Source organism: Microcystis sp. LE19-131.1A, from assembly GCF_027532015.1.
GTDB lineage: Bacteria > Cyanobacteriota > Cyanobacteriia > Cyanobacteriales > Microcystaceae > Microcystis > Microcystis ichthyoblabe_A.
Genome location: NZ_JAPZSS010000250.1, coordinates 1 through 17,123, shown reverse-complemented (window position 1 = coordinate 17,123; position 17,123 = coordinate 1). Strand labels below are relative to the sequence as shown.

The 17,123-nt window shown below is 43.4% G+C and carries 13 protein-coding genes and 1 pseudogene; 11 read left to right on the top strand and 3 right to left on the bottom strand.

Features of this window, described 5'->3' with window-relative positions; translation table 11 throughout:
- Positions 1-364: 364 nt before the first annotated feature.
- From ndk to O9323_RS18170, 6 genes are all read left to right on the top strand, one after another.
- Positions 365-814 carry a nucleoside-diphosphate kinase gene (gene ndk, locus O9323_RS18195; RefSeq protein ID WP_002751627.1) on the top strand — a complete coding sequence of 150 codons (450 nt, stop codon included), beginning with the start codon at positions 365-367 and terminating at the stop codon, positions 812-814.
- A gap of 546 nt (positions 815-1,360) precedes the next feature.
- Positions 1,361-2,287, top strand: coding sequence for an RluA family pseudouridine synthase (locus tag O9323_RS18190; RefSeq protein ID WP_002751629.1), 927 nt, complete (start codon positions 1,361-1,363; stop codon positions 2,285-2,287).
- Positions 2,288-2,795: 508 nt separating this feature from the next.
- A complete protein-coding gene (gene dnaK / locus O9323_RS18185; RefSeq protein ID WP_288125528.1) occupies positions 2,796-4,958 on the top strand; it encodes a molecular chaperone DnaK in 2,163 nt (720 codons plus the stop codon).
- Between the two features lie 152 nt (positions 4,959-5,110).
- Positions 5,111-5,986, top strand: a complete 876-nt coding sequence (locus O9323_RS18180) for a J domain-containing protein (protein ID WP_002739212.1) — start codon at positions 5,111-5,113, stop codon at positions 5,984-5,986.
- Between the two features lie 104 nt (positions 5,987-6,090).
- Positions 6,091-7,239, top strand: a complete 1,149-nt coding sequence (locus O9323_RS18175) for a quinone-dependent dihydroorotate dehydrogenase (protein ID WP_002751639.1) — start codon at positions 6,091-6,093, stop codon at positions 7,237-7,239.
- A gap of 175 nt (positions 7,240-7,414) precedes the next feature.
- Positions 7,415-9,004 (top strand): DUF3352 domain-containing protein, encoded by a 1,590-nt coding sequence (locus O9323_RS18170; RefSeq protein ID WP_288125527.1) that lies wholly within the window; start codon positions 7,415-7,417, stop codon positions 9,002-9,004.
- On the opposite strand, the gene O9323_RS18165 is transcribed toward O9323_RS18170, so the two are convergent.
- Both O9323_RS18165 and O9323_RS18160 read right to left on the bottom strand, forming a co-directional pair.
- Entirely contained in the window at positions 8,978-10,225 is a 1,248-nt protein-coding gene (locus tag O9323_RS18165) for a bifunctional folylpolyglutamate synthase/dihydrofolate synthase (RefSeq protein WP_288125526.1), read from the bottom strand. The genes O9323_RS18170 and O9323_RS18165 overlap by 27 nt on opposite strands.
- Before the next feature lie 83 nt (positions 10,226-10,308).
- Entirely contained in the window at positions 10,309-11,034 is a 726-nt protein-coding gene (locus O9323_RS18160; RefSeq protein WP_002778892.1) for a 2-phosphosulfolactate phosphatase family protein, read from the bottom strand.
- A 468-nt stretch (positions 11,035-11,502) separates the two neighbouring features.
- On the opposite strand from O9323_RS18160, the gene O9323_RS18155 reads away from it, so the two are divergent.
- Entirely contained in the window at positions 11,503-11,919 is a 417-nt protein-coding gene (locus tag O9323_RS18155; RefSeq protein WP_002751648.1) for a XisH family protein, read from the top strand.
- Entirely contained in the window at positions 11,907-12,242 is a 336-nt protein-coding gene (locus O9323_RS18150) for a XisI protein (protein WP_002748301.1), read from the top strand. The genes O9323_RS18155 and O9323_RS18150 overlap by 13 nt, the downstream gene beginning before the upstream one ends.
- A gap of 612 nt (positions 12,243-12,854) precedes the next feature.
- On the opposite strand, the pseudogene O9323_RS18145 reads toward O9323_RS18150, so the two are convergent.
- A pseudogene (locus tag O9323_RS18145) lies at positions 12,855-14,056 on the bottom strand (pentapeptide repeat-containing protein).
- Positions 14,057-14,219: 163 nt separating this feature from the next.
- Here O9323_RS18145 and O9323_RS18140 point away from each other — a divergent pair.
- The 3 genes from O9323_RS18140 (at position 14,220) to recA (ending at position 16,935) form a co-directional block, all read left to right on the top strand.
- Positions 14,220-14,393 carry a hypothetical protein gene (locus tag O9323_RS18140; protein WP_002748305.1) on the top strand — a complete coding sequence of 58 codons (174 nt, stop codon included), beginning with the start codon at positions 14,220-14,222 and terminating at the stop codon, positions 14,391-14,393.
- Between the two features lie 393 nt (positions 14,394-14,786).
- A complete protein-coding gene (locus O9323_RS18135; RefSeq protein ID WP_288125525.1) occupies positions 14,787-15,740 on the top strand; it encodes an aldo/keto reductase in 954 nt (317 codons plus the stop codon).
- 127 nt (positions 15,741-15,867) lie between these two features.
- On the top strand, positions 15,868-16,935 hold the full coding sequence (gene recA, locus O9323_RS18130; protein WP_002739007.1) for a recombinase RecA: 1,068 nt from the start codon (positions 15,868-15,870) through the stop codon (positions 16,933-16,935).
- Positions 16,936-17,123 lie beyond the last annotated feature (188 nt).

Below are 17,123 nucleotides of genomic sequence, written 5' to 3'. Positions count from 1 at the left end.
CTGAAATGGGGCGAAAGTCTGTGGACTCTGTGTAAGACAGTACATGGTTTTTTAACTGTGGTATGCGACGGTGGTGGAAGCAGAAACTTAAATCGTGAGGTTTAGGAATCGCCGCACTTTTAGGGCGGCGAGGATGTCAACCTTTTTACCTTTTGTTTCCCAGTAATTCTCTAAATTACCACTATATTTAGGGTTTACTAAAAAAGTTTTTCCAGGGTTTCGGGAGAAAAAACGAAAACTTTCTATCTCAGTCGGACAGCAAGCTAACTCAGCAATTGAAGCGAAAATTCTGCCATTCTCTAGGATGCCATTCTGGGTTAATCTGGGTTTTGTGACAATTTATGGCTAAATTTTAAGAGGCAGTATGGAACGCACTTTCTTAATGATTAAACCTGACGGTGTACAACGCAATCTGGTGGGGGAAATTATTCAACGCTTTGAAGCTAAAGGTTTTACGTTGGTTGGGTTGAAAATGATGCAGGTTTCTAGCGAATTAGCGGAAAAACACTACGCTGTTCATAAGGAACGACCATTTTTCCCTTCGTTAGTCGATTTTATTACTTCCTCCCCCGTGGTGGCTATGGTTTGGCAAGGAGAAGGAGTAATTGCCTCCGCTAGAAAAATTATTGGCGCCACTAATCCCCTCAATGCTGAACCTGGTACGATTCGCGGTGATTTTGGCATTAGTGTCGGACGCAATCTTATCCATGGTTCCGATGGTCCAGATACCGCCAAAGATGAAGTTAATCTCTGGTTTAGCGATGCAGAATTGGCTAATTGGACTCCCGCCATCACTCCCTGGGTCGTAGAGTAAATCCCTTTGAAGCAGTCAGGAGTCGGTCGTCAGTATTCTCCGAGTCAGGAGACAGGAGATTGCTTTACTTCCTTCTCCCCTCTCCCTTCTCCCCTCTCTGCAATAACTACTCCTGCATACTTTGTGCTTTTTGTCAAAAAAACTTTTCTTTTGCAATAAAACTACACAAAAAAAAGATCATCGTTGTGGGTGAAATTGACTGATTTACCTGTCTTAATTGGGATCACCTTGTAGGTGTGGCAAGGGTTTCAACCCTTGCTGACCAAAAAAGCACAAAATAACCCATTATGAAATTCAGTAAAATCGCTGTAACCATTGTAACATCGTTGTTAAATAAAAATCTTTCTCAATTAATTCTTAAGAATTTGTAAATATTGCGAAATGTTAATTTAAATATTCTCAAGTTTTTGGAGTCAATAAATAACTTTTGCTTATCTTTGTCTAACATTGAGTTAGGAGATAGGAGTCAGGAGTCAGGAGTCAGGAGATTATTTTTATTTATTCTTCCCACACCCCACACCCTACACCCCACACCCCACTTCCCCAATGGCCAATCAAGGTTGGATTTATCGAGATAAAATTAGCAAAAATCAGGCAGGATTAAGCCTATTAGCCTACTATACGGGCAAATATCCCCATTCTAGCCCAGAAGAATGGCTCGATCGCATTTTATCAGCAGCAATTCTAGTCAACGGTCGTCCCGCTTACCCCGATACAGTCTTAGAAATCGGGCAGCAATTGACCTATCAGCGCCCGCCTTGGACAGAACCGGATGTACCGCTCTTTTTTGAGGTACTCTACGAGGATACCGAGGTGTTAGTGGTGGCGAAACCTTCGGGATTACCCGTGTTAGCGGGGGGTGGATTTCTCGAACATACTCTTATCCATCTGGTACATCAGCATTATGCCGAGGTCACTCCCTATCCAATTCATCGTCTTGGTCGCGGCACTTCGGGCATAGTCTTAATGGCGAAATCAAAGCCCGCTAGAGCTAAATTGAGTCAACAGATGCGGGAGGGGAAAATTACCAAAATATATCGAGCTTTAGTTGGTCAGGGCGACATACCTGATAATTTTAGTATTAATCAAGCGATCGGGAAAATCGCCCATCCCATTTTAGGCTACGTTTACGGTGCGCTCACAGATGGGTTATCGGCCCGCAGTGATGGTCGAGTCTTAAAAAAACATCCCGATAGTACCCTATTAGAAGTAGAAATTTTTACGGGCAGACCCCATCAAATTCGCATTCATCTGGCCTTTTTTGGCTATCCTTTAATCGGTGATCCCTTGTATGGCGTGGGAGGATTACCGCGACCGGATGCAGTGCCGGGAGATTGTGGTTATTATCTCCATGCCAATCAAATCCTTTTTAATCATCCCAGTACAGGGGAAAGAATCTCTATTTGTTGTCCAGCGCCGCCGGAATTAGTGGATAGACTTCTTGCAGAAGTCAGGCAACAGAAAGAAGAATAGATGCTTTCAGCATCAGGATTGATTACTTTTTGACTTTTGCAAGAGGTTTAAGAGCGCAAACCTCCAAATCTAGCAATATTTAGGGTTGGCTGAACAAATCTAAAAACCTTGTTGGATAAGACTTTTAGACTTTTTTGATCTCAAAAAGTGCCAGACGGGAGTCATCGGGGCGAAAATCCCTGGACTTTTTCCCTGAAAATTAGGTAATTGACCGTCTGAAAATGGGTAAAACCCCACACCCCACACCCTACACCCCACACCCTACACCCCACACCCTGCCCCCAGGAAAAACTTTTTGCCGCAGACCCTATTTAAAACTCCCCAAGCTCGATCGCCAGCGATCACTAAAAGACCACTTCGGTAATCACACCCTGAATCGCCCCGAACCGAGAGCGAGAACCTAAGACAATTCGATACAATATTGTCAACAAGCATTAAGCGATTTAAACTATCGATCGAAGGTAAAAGTCCCGAAGTTATCGAAATCTAGGGGGAGACAAAAACAAGCATGGGTAGAGTAGTAGGCATTGATCTAGGGACAACTAACTCCGTCGTCGCCGTGATGGAAGGCGGAAAGCCAGTGGTCATCGCCAACTCGGAGGGCATGAGAACCACCCCTTCTGTGGTCGGTTTTAATAAAGATGGGGAGTTAGTGGTCGGTCAAATGGCCCGGCGACAGGGGGTACTTAATCCCCAAAACACCTACTATGCAATCAAACGCTACATAGGTCGTCGCTACTCGGAATTAAACCCCGAATCGAAGCGCGTCCCCTACACCATCCGCCGGGATGAGATGGGCAATATCAAAATTAAATGTCCCCGTCTGCAAAAAGAATTTGCCCCCGAAGAAATTTCCGCCCTAGTTTTACGCCGATTAGCCGAAGAAGCCAGCCGTTATCTGGGGGAAGAAGTTACCGGGGCCGTCATCACCGTCCCCGCCTATTTTAATGACTCCCAACGTCAAGCCACCCGGGATGCGGGCCGAATTGCGGGGTTAGAAGTGATGAGGATTCTCAACGAACCCACCGCCGCTGCCCTAGCCTACGGTCTCGATGAACAGGAAAGCAAGAAAATCCTCGTTTTTGACCTGGGGGGCGGTACTTTTGATGTTTCTATCCTGGAAGTGGGTGACGGCGTTTTTGAGGTGAAAGCCACCAGTGGCGACACCCAATTAGGCGGTAATGATTTCGATAAAAGAATCGTCGATTGGTTAGCCAATCAATTTTTGGAACAGGAAGGCGTGGAGCTGCGCCAAGACCGGCAAGCACTACAAAGACTGACAGAAGCGGCAGAAAAAGCCAAAATTGAACTATCTGGGGTCAGCGTCACCGATATTAATCTACCCTTTATCATCGCCACGGAAGACGGACCCAAACACATCGAAACTCGCCTGAGTCGGGCCCAATTTGAGGAATTATGCGGCGATTTAATCAGTCGTCTCCGTCGTCCTCTCAAACGGGCCCTTTCCGATGCCGGTTTGTCCCCCGTCCAACTAGACGAAGTGGTACTGGTGGGCGGCGGCACGCGGATGCCGGTGGTGAAGGATTTAGTGCGGAGTTTTATCGATAGGGAACCCAATCAAAATGTTAACCCTGATGAGGTTGTAGCGGTCGGGGCGGCTATTCAAGCGGGAATTTTGGGCGGCGAGGTCAAAGACGTGCTGCTCCTCGATGTGACCCCTTTATCCTTGGGTTTAGAAACCATCGGCGGTGTGATGAAAAAGTTAATCCCCCGCAATACCACTATTCCCGTCCGCAGATCTGACCTTTTTTCCACTTCCGAAAATAATCAAACTGTGGTGGAAATTCATGTTTTGCAGGGGGAAAGGGAAATGGCCAGCGATAATAAATCCCTGGGACGTTTTAAATTAACCGGTATCCCCCCCGCGCCCCGGGGCATTCCCCAAGTGCAGGTGTCCCTCGATATCGATGCTAACGGCATTCTACAAGTCACCGCTAGGGATAAAATGACCGGACGGGAGCAAAGTGTCACCATTCAAGGCGCTTCTACCCTCAGCGAAGGGGAAATTAACCGCATGATTGGCGATGCTGCCCGATTTGCCGAAGCAGATCGTACCCGTCGCGAAAAGGTCGATAAACGCAATCGCGCCCGCTCTCTGGTGGATCAAGCCCAACGACGCTTAAAAGATGTTACTCTCGATTTTGGTAATGAGTTCACCCGTTCCTATCGTCGTCAAATTGAGTCTTTGAGTACGGAAATTATCGACGCTTTGGAGAAAAATGATGACCGTCGCATCGATCGCGCTCAGGCGGATCTACAGGATGTTATCTATGAATTAAATCGCGAGGTACGCCTACAATACGACGAGGAAGACGAGGGCTTTTTTAGCGCTATTCGCAAGACTTTTACCGGGGATAAAGAAGATGATCTTCCCTCCGAACCGCGTCGCGATCGTTATCGTCAGGATTATCGTCCCAGTACACCGGGTTATCAAAGTGATTATCGACCCAATTATTCGGCTAATCAAGATAGTTATCGCCCCCGCAATCAGGACAATTACTATAATGGCCGCGATAGCGATTGGCAAAGTCCCCCCCCCTCGGAGGAAAAAAGTTATAACAATAGTAAAAGTAACCGCAGCGGCGGCAATCGTTCCCGCAATATTCCCCCCCAAAATAACTGGGATGATGACGATGATGATTGGTTTTAATCAGTGATCAGTAAACAGTGATCAGTAATCAGTGAAAAGACAGTGGGAAACTACTATTTAATACTGCTCGCTTAATACATACTGCTCACTTAAAACTCAAATCTGATAACTGATAACTGATAACCGATAACTGATAACTGATAACTGAATATATGCCACAATTAGTTAATTATTATGATGTTTTAGGAGTATCTCGCACGGCTACTGGTGACGAGATCAAAAAGGCTTTTCGACGACTAGCGCGTCAATATCATCCCGATGTTAATCCGGGGGATAAATCGGCCGAAGAAAAGTTTAAAGATATTAATGAAGCTTATGATGTTCTCTCCGATGAAGAAAAACGGGTTGAGTATAATCGTTCCTTGACGGGGATTAAGCGCCGTGGGATACGTCCGGGGGAAAAAGCGAATGGTAACGGTAATGGAAAAATGCCCCGTACAGAACAGGATTTATGGAAGTTTAAAGATTTTAATAACCTTAATACTAAGCGTGCTAAAATTGCCTCCTCTCCCCGTTTAACTCGTCGAGATGTGGAGGCGAAATTGACTTTACCTTTAGAGAAAGCCTATCAAGGTGGCAGACAAAGAATTCGTCTGGAAGATGGTAGATCAATAGAGGTTGATATGCCGGCAGCCATGATCGATGGGCAGAAAATTCGTCTCAAAGGTCAGGGTATTGAAGGGGGTGATTTATATTTAAAAATAACTATCGCTAGGCATCATTTTTTTAGGATTCAAGGTTCTGATATTGTCTGTCAAGTACCAATTACTCCTAGCGAGGCAATTGTGGGCGGTTTTGTGGAAATTCCCACCATTGACGGGTTAGTTAAAATGATGATTCCTAAGGGAGTTAAAAGCGGTCAAAGATTACGTTTGGCTAATAAAGGTTATCCCACTTCCCAAGGAGAAAGGGGCGATCAATTAGTGGAAATTATCTTAGTTAATCCTCCCAATCCTAGCCCAGAAGAATTAGAACTTTATCAAAAAATACGGGCGATCGAAACTTTTAATCCTCGCCAAGGTTTATAAAGATTATGCTAGGTGGGTTACGGCAAATTGGAAATTTTTTGTCAAAAACATAACTTGTTCTTGCCTAACCCACCCTACACCTAACCCTTAATTCCTGTCTTTTTATGATCAATATAATTGACACAATTAAACCTTTTTATCCTCTAGCTTTCAAGGCTATTCGGGGCAATTTAGAAGGAACACAAAAACAATTATTAAATACTCTGCAAAAAATCGATCGCTCGCGGGGGGAATTTTGGGAACAATGGTTAATCTCACAATTATCAGAATCCCTCAGTTTTAGCGATTCTCGCCTATCTCAAAGCCTCTGGGGGTTAAATTTCCCCAATCCCGTCGGATTGGCGGCAGGATTCGATAAAGACGGTTTAGGGGCAGGACTTTGGCATAATTTCGGCTTTGGTTTTGCCGAGGTGGGTGCTGTCACCCTAGAAGGGCAACCGGGCAACCCAAAACCGAGATTATTTCGTTTACCGGAAGATTTGGCGGGATTAAACCGTATGGGGGCAAATAACCTCGGTGCGCCGGTTCTAGCGGCAACTCTCCAGCAATCTTGGCAACGACAACCCCGACAGATTCCCATCGGTATTAACCTCTGTAAATCGAAAAATACGCCCCTAGAAAAGGCTCCGGAGGACTATTTAGGCAGTTTTCGCTATTTATTCCCCCATGCTGATTATTTTGTCGTTAATGTTAGTTCTCCCAATACTCCCGGTTTGCGTTCCCTGCAAAGTGGGGAACAACTCGATAAAATCCTCGACATTTTACAAACAGAAAATCAAGGCAGAAAACCCCTATTAGTGAAAATTTCTCCCGATTTAGAATGGGAAGATATCATAATAATTATTGACCTAGCTTTCTCCTATCAATTAGCTGGAATTGTCGCTACTAATACCACCACTAAACGCACGGGATTAAAAACCACAATTCTGCCTGAAACCGGTAAACCAATCACTGAAGAAGCAGGGGGAATTAGTGGGCAACCTTTGCGGGAACGTTCCACAGAAGTGATCCGTTTTATCTATCGGCAAACCCAAGGCAATTTACCAATAATTGGAGTGGGAGGCATTTTTTCTCTCGATGATGCTTGGGAAAAAATTACCGCCGGTGCGAGTTTATTACAGATTTATACCGGTTGGTTATACCGAGGACCCTGGCTAGTATCAAATATTTTACAAGGATTAACAGAAAAATTGGAGGTCAATGGGTTGACTAATATTAATCAAGCGGTGGGTTGGCAAGCTAACCAAGAATGAGCCAATTTTCTCTGGTAATTAGCAATAATTTCGGAAAAATTAGCTGAAATGTTGTCTGTCACCTTTGGGTATAAGATAAGATAATTAGGATAACTACAATAGGACTAATCTAGAGACTACAACCGCAGACAAATCGATCGCCAAGTATGGAACTTTTTAACCAAACCACAATTCTATGTCAAAAAAATCATTTTTACCCGGTTGTTTAGTCGTCCTAGGACTAACAGCAGTAACCGCAGGAGGTGTCTATCTTTATCTACGAGGACAACTTCCTTGGCAAAGATTCACCCCCTTGCAATCGGCAAAAGTTATCCCAGAAACTGCCTTTGCTAGTAGTTTTGTCTCCACGGATGCAAAAGCTTGGTCAGTGTTAGCTAAATATGGTACACCAGAATCGCGAACTGCGGTTAGTCAAGGACTAGAAGAATTACAAAAAAATATCTTCACTGATAAGATTGATTATCAACGGGATATCGAACCTTGGATCGGTAGTATTAGCTTTGCTTTTCTTCCCGCAGCTACCCCCGGACAATCGGAATTATTAACGGTTATCGGGATCAAAGATAAAATTAAAGCGTCAGAATTCCAGAAAAAACTAGGACAACAAGTTAATCGCAAAACTAGCACCAGTGACTACAAAGGTATTACAATTACTGCTATAGATTGGCAGGATAATACCACCATTTATACTGCCGTTACTGGTGATTTTTTGTTGATATCCTACGATAAAAAGGTGTTAGAAGCGGCGATCAATACCTATCAAGGACAGCCATCTTTTAGCAGTAAACCGGAAGTGAGAAAACTGCTTTCCCAATCCCTCAACCTACCCAATACCCTAGCAACAATTTATATTGATGATTATGCCAAAATCTTGGGACCAGATGCTAATTTATCTCCCCAAAGTCGGCAAGAATTAGCAAAAATTCAGGATATTGTCGCAGGAGTGGGTGTCACCGATACGGGATTACAGTTACAAATGGTGGCTAAACTTGCCCCTGAAACTATTTCTACCCTACCTTCCCCTAGCAAAAATCAAGTTTTAAATTATTTACCCGGAGATACCATCGCACTTTGGAGTGGTAATAATCTTAAACAGGGATGGGAAGAAGCAGAAAAACAGTCCCAAACTAACCCAGAATTACAAGTTTTTCTGCGTCAGATCCGTGAGAATTTTCAGATGGCAACCCTTGACGCGGATAAAGAAGTTTTTAACTGGATGGATCGAGAATTTGCCTTCGGAATTATCCCTAACCAGCAAGCAGTGGGAGGGTTAGGTTTTGGGGGAATGATGATCTGGCAAACCGGCGATCAGAAAGCGGCAAAAACTACCCTTGATAGGTTAAATGAATTGGTGAAAACTGTTCCCTTTATCACCATAAAAAACAGTCAAATTTCTGGCCAAGATGTGACTGAATGGAACGCGGAAGAACAAGCGATTTTAACCTATGCTTGGCCTAATAATGATACCCTAAAAATGACCGTCGGAATTCCCTATCAACCCCAACCGAATCAACCGATTAGCAAAAGTGAGAATTTCCAAGCATCGATCGCAAATTTGCCTAAAAATAATCTCGGTTATTTTTTCATCGATGTGGAGCAAATTATTGCTAAAGCAGGGGGAATTAATAATCTTCCTGCCACGGAATTAACCCCGGAAGCAAAGGCCTTTTTAGAATCGGTACGCGGGATCGGAATTACTGCCACTATGCCTGATAAAACCACCAGTAAAATTGATGTTTTATTTTCCCTGAAACAAACTCCCTAAAAAGTAACCGACTAGATAAAGCGATCCACAGAGAATTATCTGACTCTCGGCAGATTCTTGGATGGCTTTTTTTAGTCCTAAAAATACATCAGAACAAGTCTCTAGGTGAGATAATTCTGGACAAATTGAAGCCGCTAATTCCGCTAAGGTTTCATGATTAGCACTGCTATGATCAGGAACAGGAACTAAATATAAACTATCGCCTTTTCTTAATAAAGCTTGGAATATTTCCCGATGATCTTTAGTCGATAAAATTCCCATCACCCAGATAATTTTTGGAGCCTTTAAACTATCTACATACTGCCTTAAACCAATAGCAGCAGCGGGATTATGAGCGCCATCTATTAAAATTTCTCGCTGACACCAATTAACGGTTTGTAAACGTCCTAACCAGCGAGTTTTTGCCATTCCTTCCCGCACGACTTCATCGCTAATTTGCCAACCTTGCTGACGCAAAATATTAACAACAGCGATCGCTATAGCCGAATTAGTTAATTGAAAATCTCCCGCTAAGGATAAAGGGTATTCTAAACCTTGATATTTAGCACGATTATCGGCAATTTTTTCGGCAGCTTCTACCCATACCGTTGGACAATTTAACAGCTTGATTCTCTCCCTAACTACTCCCTGCGCTGATTCCGGTAATTGTCCGATAACTGCGGGACAATTCGCTTTTAATATCCCCGCTTTCTCCCCGGCAATATCGGCAACCGTGGGACCTAAATTTTGCCAATGTTCCCGACTAATAGAAGTGATGACAGTAACTAAAGGTTGAGCGCAAACATTAGTCGCATCCAATCTTCCTCCTAAACCCACTTCCATCACGGCAATATCCACCTTTTCCTGAGCAAAATACAGCCAAGCAGCGGCAGTAATTACCTCAAATTGAGTAGGACTTTCCTGCTGGGGATCGATAAGCGATTGTATATATTTAAGCAGGTTTTCTAAAGTCGCGGTTTCAATATTTTCGCCATTAATAGAGATTCTTTCTGTCCAATCAATTAAATGGGGAGAAATATAACGTCCGACTTTGTAACCGGCGGTACTGAGAATAGAGGATAGATAGGCACAAACTGAACCTTTGCCATTAGTTCCCGTGACATGAATAATCGGAATTTTATCTTGGGGATTGCCTAAAATCTCCAGCAGATTTTTTATTCTTTCTAAACCGAGATTGACACCAAAACGCTGAAAAGATTGCAGTAAAGAATCGATAGTCATGGTTAGCAAACTATAAATAAAGGAATCCGGCTAGGATCGATACTCCTACCGGCACTGATGACCCTTTCTCTGGGTGATAATGTCTAAAGTTTGACTAAAATGCTCGGTTCTTTTTGGATCGGTAAAATATCAAGAGAGTCAATATTAGCGCAGTATTTTAAATCTTCTTGACAGTGGAGACGCAAGAGGCGCTGACCGTGACTACAACTGTGGAACATTCCTAAAAGATCATTTTGCCATTGACGATAAAGAGCGATCGAGGCGATCACCTCATCATTACCGATCGCCATTTGCCCCGATTGTTCTTGTAGCGCATCGGCGATCGCTCCAGCACAGGCCGTATCTTCCAAAGAATAACCCCCTTCCCAACCAGAGCCAACAATCCAGACGGTTTCGGGCTGCCTATCCAATAAGTAATTAACCGCAGCTTGCCGATTGATCATAGCCGCAGTAATCACGATTGGGGATTCTTCCACTCTTTGCAGAGCGCGGGTGCCGTTAGTGGTGCTGATAAACAGACGACGACCTTTCATTAAATCAGGGGTACAATCGAGGGGAGAATTGCCCAGATCGCAGCCTTCTACTTTCGCACCGCCTCTTTCTCCTGCCCGGAGACGTTTTGCCGGTTGCCAGGTATCACTCACCTGCATCAGGGTTTTCAGATCGCTGAAGGTTTGCACTGCTTCTGCACCGGCATTGAGGGCAGTGGCGATCGTGGTTGTTGCTCTTAAAACATCGATAACGACGGCGCAATCGGGTAGAGTATGGACGGGGGTAAGTTCGGGAGTATGATAAATGAAAACCTGCACGAGTTATACCAAGTAAAAAGTAAAAGGGGAAATAAGCTCAACATACCGCCGCTCGGCGTTGCGCTGGCAGAAGAAAGACAAGGCCGATTTTATCACGATGGATGTCAGCTAGTTAAGCTGTTCGTCATTCAAATTGCTGGTGGAGATCAGGCAAGGGGGGGCTAATCTAAGAATAAGCGGTTTAAATACGTCTTAGCTTAGGGACTTGCGCTTTGATAATGTACCTTTTGGGCGAACGCAGTTCGCCCCTACATTGTGGACAAAATCCGTTACTGTAGGGGCGCAGAGCTTGCGCCCTCCGATCGATTGGGATATTATTCTCACGCAAGTCCCTTATTACTTGAAATGCCCACGCGGATCACAAAATTGGCCAATTGTCAATAGGGTTTGAGATGTTCTCACCCCGGATCGATCGTCATGACTAAATGTTATAATTAATAATTATTATGCCTGCTAACTTCAAGATTCATGTCTGCTAAAGATCGTTTTCATGGTGCAGTGAGAAAAGGATTAGAAAAAGAGGGTTGGATCATTACGGATGACCCTTTAAGGATTGAAGTGGGTGATGTAGAAATGTATGTCGATTTAGGAGCAGAGCAACTGATAGCCGCAGAAAAAGATAATGAAAAGATAGCCGTTGAAATTAAAAGTTTTATCGGTAAATCAAGCATTTCAGAATTTCATACTGCCATTGGACAATTCTTTAATTATCGTGTTGCTTTAGAAGAAAAAGAACCTAAAAGACAGTTATATTTAGCTGTTCCCTTAGATATTTATTATAGTTTTTTTGAATTGCGATTTATTCAAACTGTCGTTAAACGATTTCAAATTTACCTGATTATTTATGATCCGATTGGGGAGGTAATTGTCGAATGGAAAAATTAGAACAATATCGTCACTATGTCAAGCAAGTCATTACTGAATATTCTCAGATAGGTTCATCTAAAGATCCGATTGAACAACAATTGATTTTTGATACAGTTGGCGATCACTATCAATTGATGTATGTTGGCTGGAAAAATAGACGAAGATATCATGGTTGTGTTTTGCATCTCGATATTAAAAAGGGTAAAATCTGGATACAACATGATGGCACTGAGGTGGGAATTGCCAATGAATTAGTTAATTTAGGTGTTCCTAAAGAAGATATTGTTTTAGCCTTTCATGAACCCCTAGTCAGAGAATATACAGGGTTTGCGGTGGGTTAATCAAAGAGGGCGAATGCAATTCGCCCCTACAATAATATTATTGCGCCAATGGTAGGGGCGCACCGCGTGCGCCCAAAATGTCCTATAGATATTTCGACAAAATTGAGATGCACCCAAATTATCCCTATTCTTCTTCCTTCCACACAAAAACCAGAAGAGCCAATTCGCCTAACCTAATCATAGCTTAGGCGACAAACAGGATCAGCAAGAGATTTCGATTTTTTTACCTTTCTGTATTTCTTTGTTAACAAAACTTAACAATTATCGGCAAAATTTTGCTTGCTTTTATCGGCAGATTTTGGGATAATATTTTTAAAGGATTTTATTCATAATGGAAATCTTTGCGTCTGAAAAAATTTTGCACAGATTCCCATTATATAAAAAGCATAGCGCAAGTCGCCGGCAAAGTCAAGTCCTTTCCCATTAATTATGGGTTGGCTGAAAAAGTAGGAGCGATCGCTGGTTAAGATACAAGGTTTTTGAGCCACTAGCTTGAAAATCTTGCAGCTGCTTGGCCAAACAGGCCGCCAAACCCCTTATCTCGTCTATATTTCACATTTATTCAGCCAACCCTACCTAAATCTCTGCTGAAGGTGGATATCAAAGGCTGTTTTAAACTAATACTTTACTGCGATCGTTAGAATTATCCCCAAAAATTGCCCCTCGTCGAATCAAATCCTGTTTTTGTTCACGGGTGATCCCCGTTGCACCGATAAAGATAGCCTTTTTAACTTCCGCCGCACTCAGGTTAGCATCACTCAGGTCAGCCTCAATCAGGATAGCCCCTCTCAGTTTAGCCCCACTCAGGTTAGCCCCACTCAGATCAGCCCCTCTCAGGATAGCCCCACTCAGGTAAGCCCCTCTCAGGTTAGCCTCACTCAGGTCAGCCCTACTCAGGTTAGCCCTACTCAGGTTAGCCCAACTCAGGTCAGCCTCACTCAGGTAAGCCTCACTCAGGTTAGCCCAACTCAGGTCAGCCCCTCTCAGGTTAGCCCCTCTCAGGATAGCCCAACTCAGGTTAGCCCCACTCAGGTTAGCTTCTTTCAGGATAGCCCCACTCAGGTTAGCCCCTCTCAGGTTAGCCCTTCTCAGGTCAGCCCCACTTAAATCAACTTGTTGTAGAGTTGTCTTATCGATTGTTCCCTCTCGAATTGCCTTAATTAATTCGGCTTTTTCAATAACTTTTGCATCTGTAGTGAACTCTGCTTTTTTGACGACAATTTCGGGTATATCGTCTGATTTAAGTTCATTGAGAAGGGCTTGCAATTCCCCCGATTGATGTAAATCTGCTAGGCGCTGGAGTCCATCTTCTGAACCTTCTAAAAATAGCCGAATACTGCCTTTAAGTTTCATAATAGGCTTGATCGTCTCGTCTCTGGCGATTTTTTGAAGAAAGCTGATAATTTTATCATTGTTCTCTGGTGTCAGTTCGTCTATCCCTACCTCAATAACTAATTCAAAAACTTTATCTGATTGCTGAGTTTGCGGTTTATTGTTATGATCAAATGTCTGAGAATTATCTCTATACCTTGCCAAAGCAGTAATCAGATTAGTCTTTCCAATCTTTTCACCTGTTTGCTCTGACAAGATTTTAAATAAATCATAAGCCGCATTCTTGATTGACTGTTCTTCTTGCCTAATTTCTTCCGCTAGATCACGATATGTTTTATCATCAAAAATACCTCTTAATATTGTTGTCTCCAAGTCCGTTAATCCCTTGTTTGTATGCTTTTTTTCAGATCATTAACCAGCATTTCTAATTCAGTCCATGAAAGGATTTTAGTTTCAGTCATTTTTAGTTCATTTATCATCATTTTTTAAGGGTAACAGGACTTAAGATTACTTTTCAGTACCCTGTCAGGTTACTTGAGAGTACCTAAAAAAAGTACCATTTTTAGGACTTTTGAGTAACGACAAATAATCAGATTTTTTTTAATCTAGAGATAGTTCACCTCCTAAGTAAAAGGATTGATGATTATGTATAAATATTGGTTAAAGTATAGAGAAGACGTTGTTAGTCTTGCCAAAATTATCAGCACCATATTTGCGATCGCATCATTTTTAGGCTTCTCTTTTCCAGAGAAATTTCAACCCACTCCCTGCCAACCGACGGCAATTGTTGAAACCACGGAAGTTAGCACTAACAATTAGTCAAAGCGCCAAATTCGCCTAACCTAATCATAGCTTAGGCGACAAACAAGATCAGCAAGAGACTTCGATTTTTTTACCTTGCTGATCTCTGTATTTCTTTGTTAACAAAACTTAACAATTATCGGCAAAATTTTGCTTGCTTTTATCGGGAGATTTTGGGATAATATTTTTAAAGGATTTTATTCATAATAGAAATCTTTGCGTCTAAAAAAATTTGCACAGATTCCCATTATAAGAAAAGCATAGCGCAAGTCGCCAGCAAAGTCAAGTCCTTTCCCATTACTTATGGGTGGGAATTTCCCGGAATCAAAAAAGGGGGTTAGTGGTGAGTCAGACCAAATATAGGTTACACTTCATCTTTAATGGGAAACGCTGTCATTCTTTGTAGGGAATATGACTAGACAAACCGCTAATCTCGGACAAACAGGAATTGCCGTCAGTGCCTTGGGAATCGGGACTTGGGCATGGGGAGATAAATTCTTCTGGAACTATGGCAAGGAATACGGAGCTAGTCAGGTAGAGGAAGCCTTTAAAGCGGCAGTAGAGGCAGGAATCACCTTTTTTGACACTGCCGAAGTCTATGGACTGGGGGAATCGGAACGACTCTTAGGAAAATTTACCCAACAGACCGATATTCCCATCGATATTGCCAGCAAATTTGCCCCCGTACCGTGGCGATTGGGGGCGAATGCGGTTCATAATGCGATTAGCGAGAGCTTAAACCGTCTAAAAACCGATAAAATGGCTCTTTATCAAGTACATTGGCCCTTCACCTTCCTAATTAGCCAAGAAACCCTAATCAATGCCCTAGGGGAAGAAGTAAAAAGCGGCCGCATTGGTTCCGTGGGTGTAAGTAATTATTCCGCCGAGCAAATGCGTCAAGCAAGCCAGATTTTGGCGAAAAAAGAGGTTCCCTTAGCGGTCAATCAGGTGCAGTATTCGCTTTTGTATCGCAAAATAGAAACTAAGGGAATTTTAGCCACGGCCAAGGAATTAGGTGTCACCATCCTCGCCTACAGCCCTCTCGCTCAAGGACTACTGACGGGTAAATATAGCCCAGAAAGCCAGAATTTGCCCGATGGAGCCAGAAAAGTTGACCCACGGTTCAAAAAAGAAGGTTTGGAGAAAATAGCCCCAATTTTAAGGGTAATGCAAGAATTGGGCGCAAAATACCAAAAAACCTCCGCACAAGTCGCCCTCAATTGGTTAATCGCCCAAGGGGATGTGATTCCCATCCCGGGGGCAAAAACCGCGGCCCAAGCGATTGAAAATGCCGGGGCGTTAGGATGGAGTTTAGAAGCGCGAGAGGTGACGCAATTAGAACAGATGAGCCGGTCTTGGCTGTAAAAATCAAAACTTTTGATTTTTGATCACCATTCTGGAAAAAGTCTCTAACTTTTTGGTGATCAAGATTAAAACAGGCTACAATCTTTGCATACTGCTGTACTACTTAAGAAAACTGGGGAGAAAATTAATGGCGACAATGACAAATAATTCCGATCGAGATAAGGCCTTAGGTTTAGTCTTAAATCAAATCGAGCGCAACTTTGGCAAAGGTTCGATCATGCGTTTAGGAGATGCCACCCGGATGCGGGTGGAAACCGTACCTAGTGGTGCTTTAACCCTAGATATGGCGTTGGGTGGCGGTTTACCGAAGGGCCGCATCGTCGAAATTTACGGGCCGGAAAGTTCTGGAAAAACCACCTTAGCCCTCCATGCGATCGCAGAAGTGCAGAAAGCTGGGGGAGTGGCGGCCTTTGTCGATGCGGAACACGCTTTAGATCCCACCTATTCGGAAGATTTAGGGGTAGATATCAATAATTTACTGGTAGCACAACCGGATACGGGGGAGGCAGCCTTAGAAATAGTTGACCAGTTAGTGCGTTCTTCGGCCGTGGATATCGTCGTCATCGACTCGGTGGCCGCTTTAGTGCCGCGGGCGGAAATTGAGGGGGAAATGGGGGATAATCAGGTGGGTTTGCAGGCCCGTTTGATGAGTAAAGCCCTGCGAAAAATTGCCGGTAATATTGGTAAATCGGGTTGTGTGGTGATTTTCCTCAACCAACTGCGGCAAAAAATCGGTGTCACCTACGGCAATCCTGAAGTGACCACTGGAGGAACGGCCTTAAAATTTTATGCCTCGGTACGTTTAGATATCCGTCGCATTCAAACTTTGAAAAAAGGCACGGAAGGGGAATACGGAATTCGGGCTAAAGTTAAGGTGGCTAAAAATAAAGTCGCGCCTCCTTTCCGGATTGCTGAATTTGATATTATCTTCGGTAAAGGCATTTCCCAGGTGGGTTGTATGCTCGATATCGCCGAACAAACTAACGTAGTTACTCGTAAAGGGGCATGGTATAGCTATAATGGCGAAAATATTGCCCAGGGTCGCGATAATGCCGTTAAATATCTCGAAGAAAGGCCAGAAGTAGCGGCAGAAATTGAGAAGTTATTGCGGGATAAATTAGACATGGGTTCGGTTCCTTTACCCACGGAACCGGCCGATGAAGACGAGGAGGACGATCTGGAACCAGAAATCTAAAAGAAGACGGTTTTAAGTCTTGGTTATCCCCCTATTTTGGGGGATTTTTTCTGACAGGGGGACAAGCTGGCTGAACTCCTTACAGCATAAGCTTTTTGGGGTGTTCGAGCGAAAAAGTTCGATGCAGATCACTCCCCATTGTTGATAAAGATTTCTAATAAGCTCGCCCAAATCCCTGATTCTCTCGT

Bases quoted from the DNA above. Each gene is read 5' to 3' on its own strand.
- ndk (WP_002751627.1), top strand. From the start codon at position 365: ATGGAACGCACTTTCTTAATGATTAAACCTGACGGTGTACAACGCAAT.
- O9323_RS18190 (WP_002751629.1), top strand. From the start codon at position 1,361: ATGGCCAATCAAGGTTGGATTTATCGAGATAAAATTAGCAAAAATCAG.
- dnaK (WP_288125528.1), top strand. From the start codon at position 2,796: ATGGGTAGAGTAGTAGGCATTGATCTAGGGACAACTAACTCCGTCGTC.
- O9323_RS18180 (WP_002739212.1), top strand. From the start codon at position 5,111: ATGCCACAATTAGTTAATTATTATGATGTTTTAGGAGTATCTCGCACG.
- O9323_RS18175 (WP_002751639.1), top strand. From the start codon at position 6,091: ATGATCAATATAATTGACACAATTAAACCTTTTTATCCTCTAGCTTTC.
- O9323_RS18170 (WP_288125527.1), top strand. From the start codon at position 7,415: ATGTCAAAAAAATCATTTTTACCCGGTTGTTTAGTCGTCCTAGGACTA.
- O9323_RS18165 (WP_288125526.1), bottom strand. From the start codon at position 10,225: ATGACTATCGATTCTTTACTGCAATCTTTTCAGCGTTTTGGTGTCAAT.
- O9323_RS18155 (WP_002751648.1), top strand. From the start codon at position 11,503: ATGTCTGCTAAAGATCGTTTTCATGGTGCAGTGAGAAAAGGATTAGAA.
- O9323_RS18150 (WP_002748301.1), top strand. From the start codon at position 11,907: ATGGAAAAATTAGAACAATATCGTCACTATGTCAAGCAAGTCATTACT.
- O9323_RS18140 (WP_002748305.1), top strand. From the start codon at position 14,220: ATGTATAAATATTGGTTAAAGTATAGAGAAGACGTTGTTAGTCTTGCC.
- O9323_RS18135 (WP_288125525.1), top strand. From the start codon at position 14,787: ATGACTAGACAAACCGCTAATCTCGGACAAACAGGAATTGCCGTCAGT.
- recA (WP_002739007.1), top strand. From the start codon at position 15,868: ATGGCGACAATGACAAATAATTCCGATCGAGATAAGGCCTTAGGTTTA.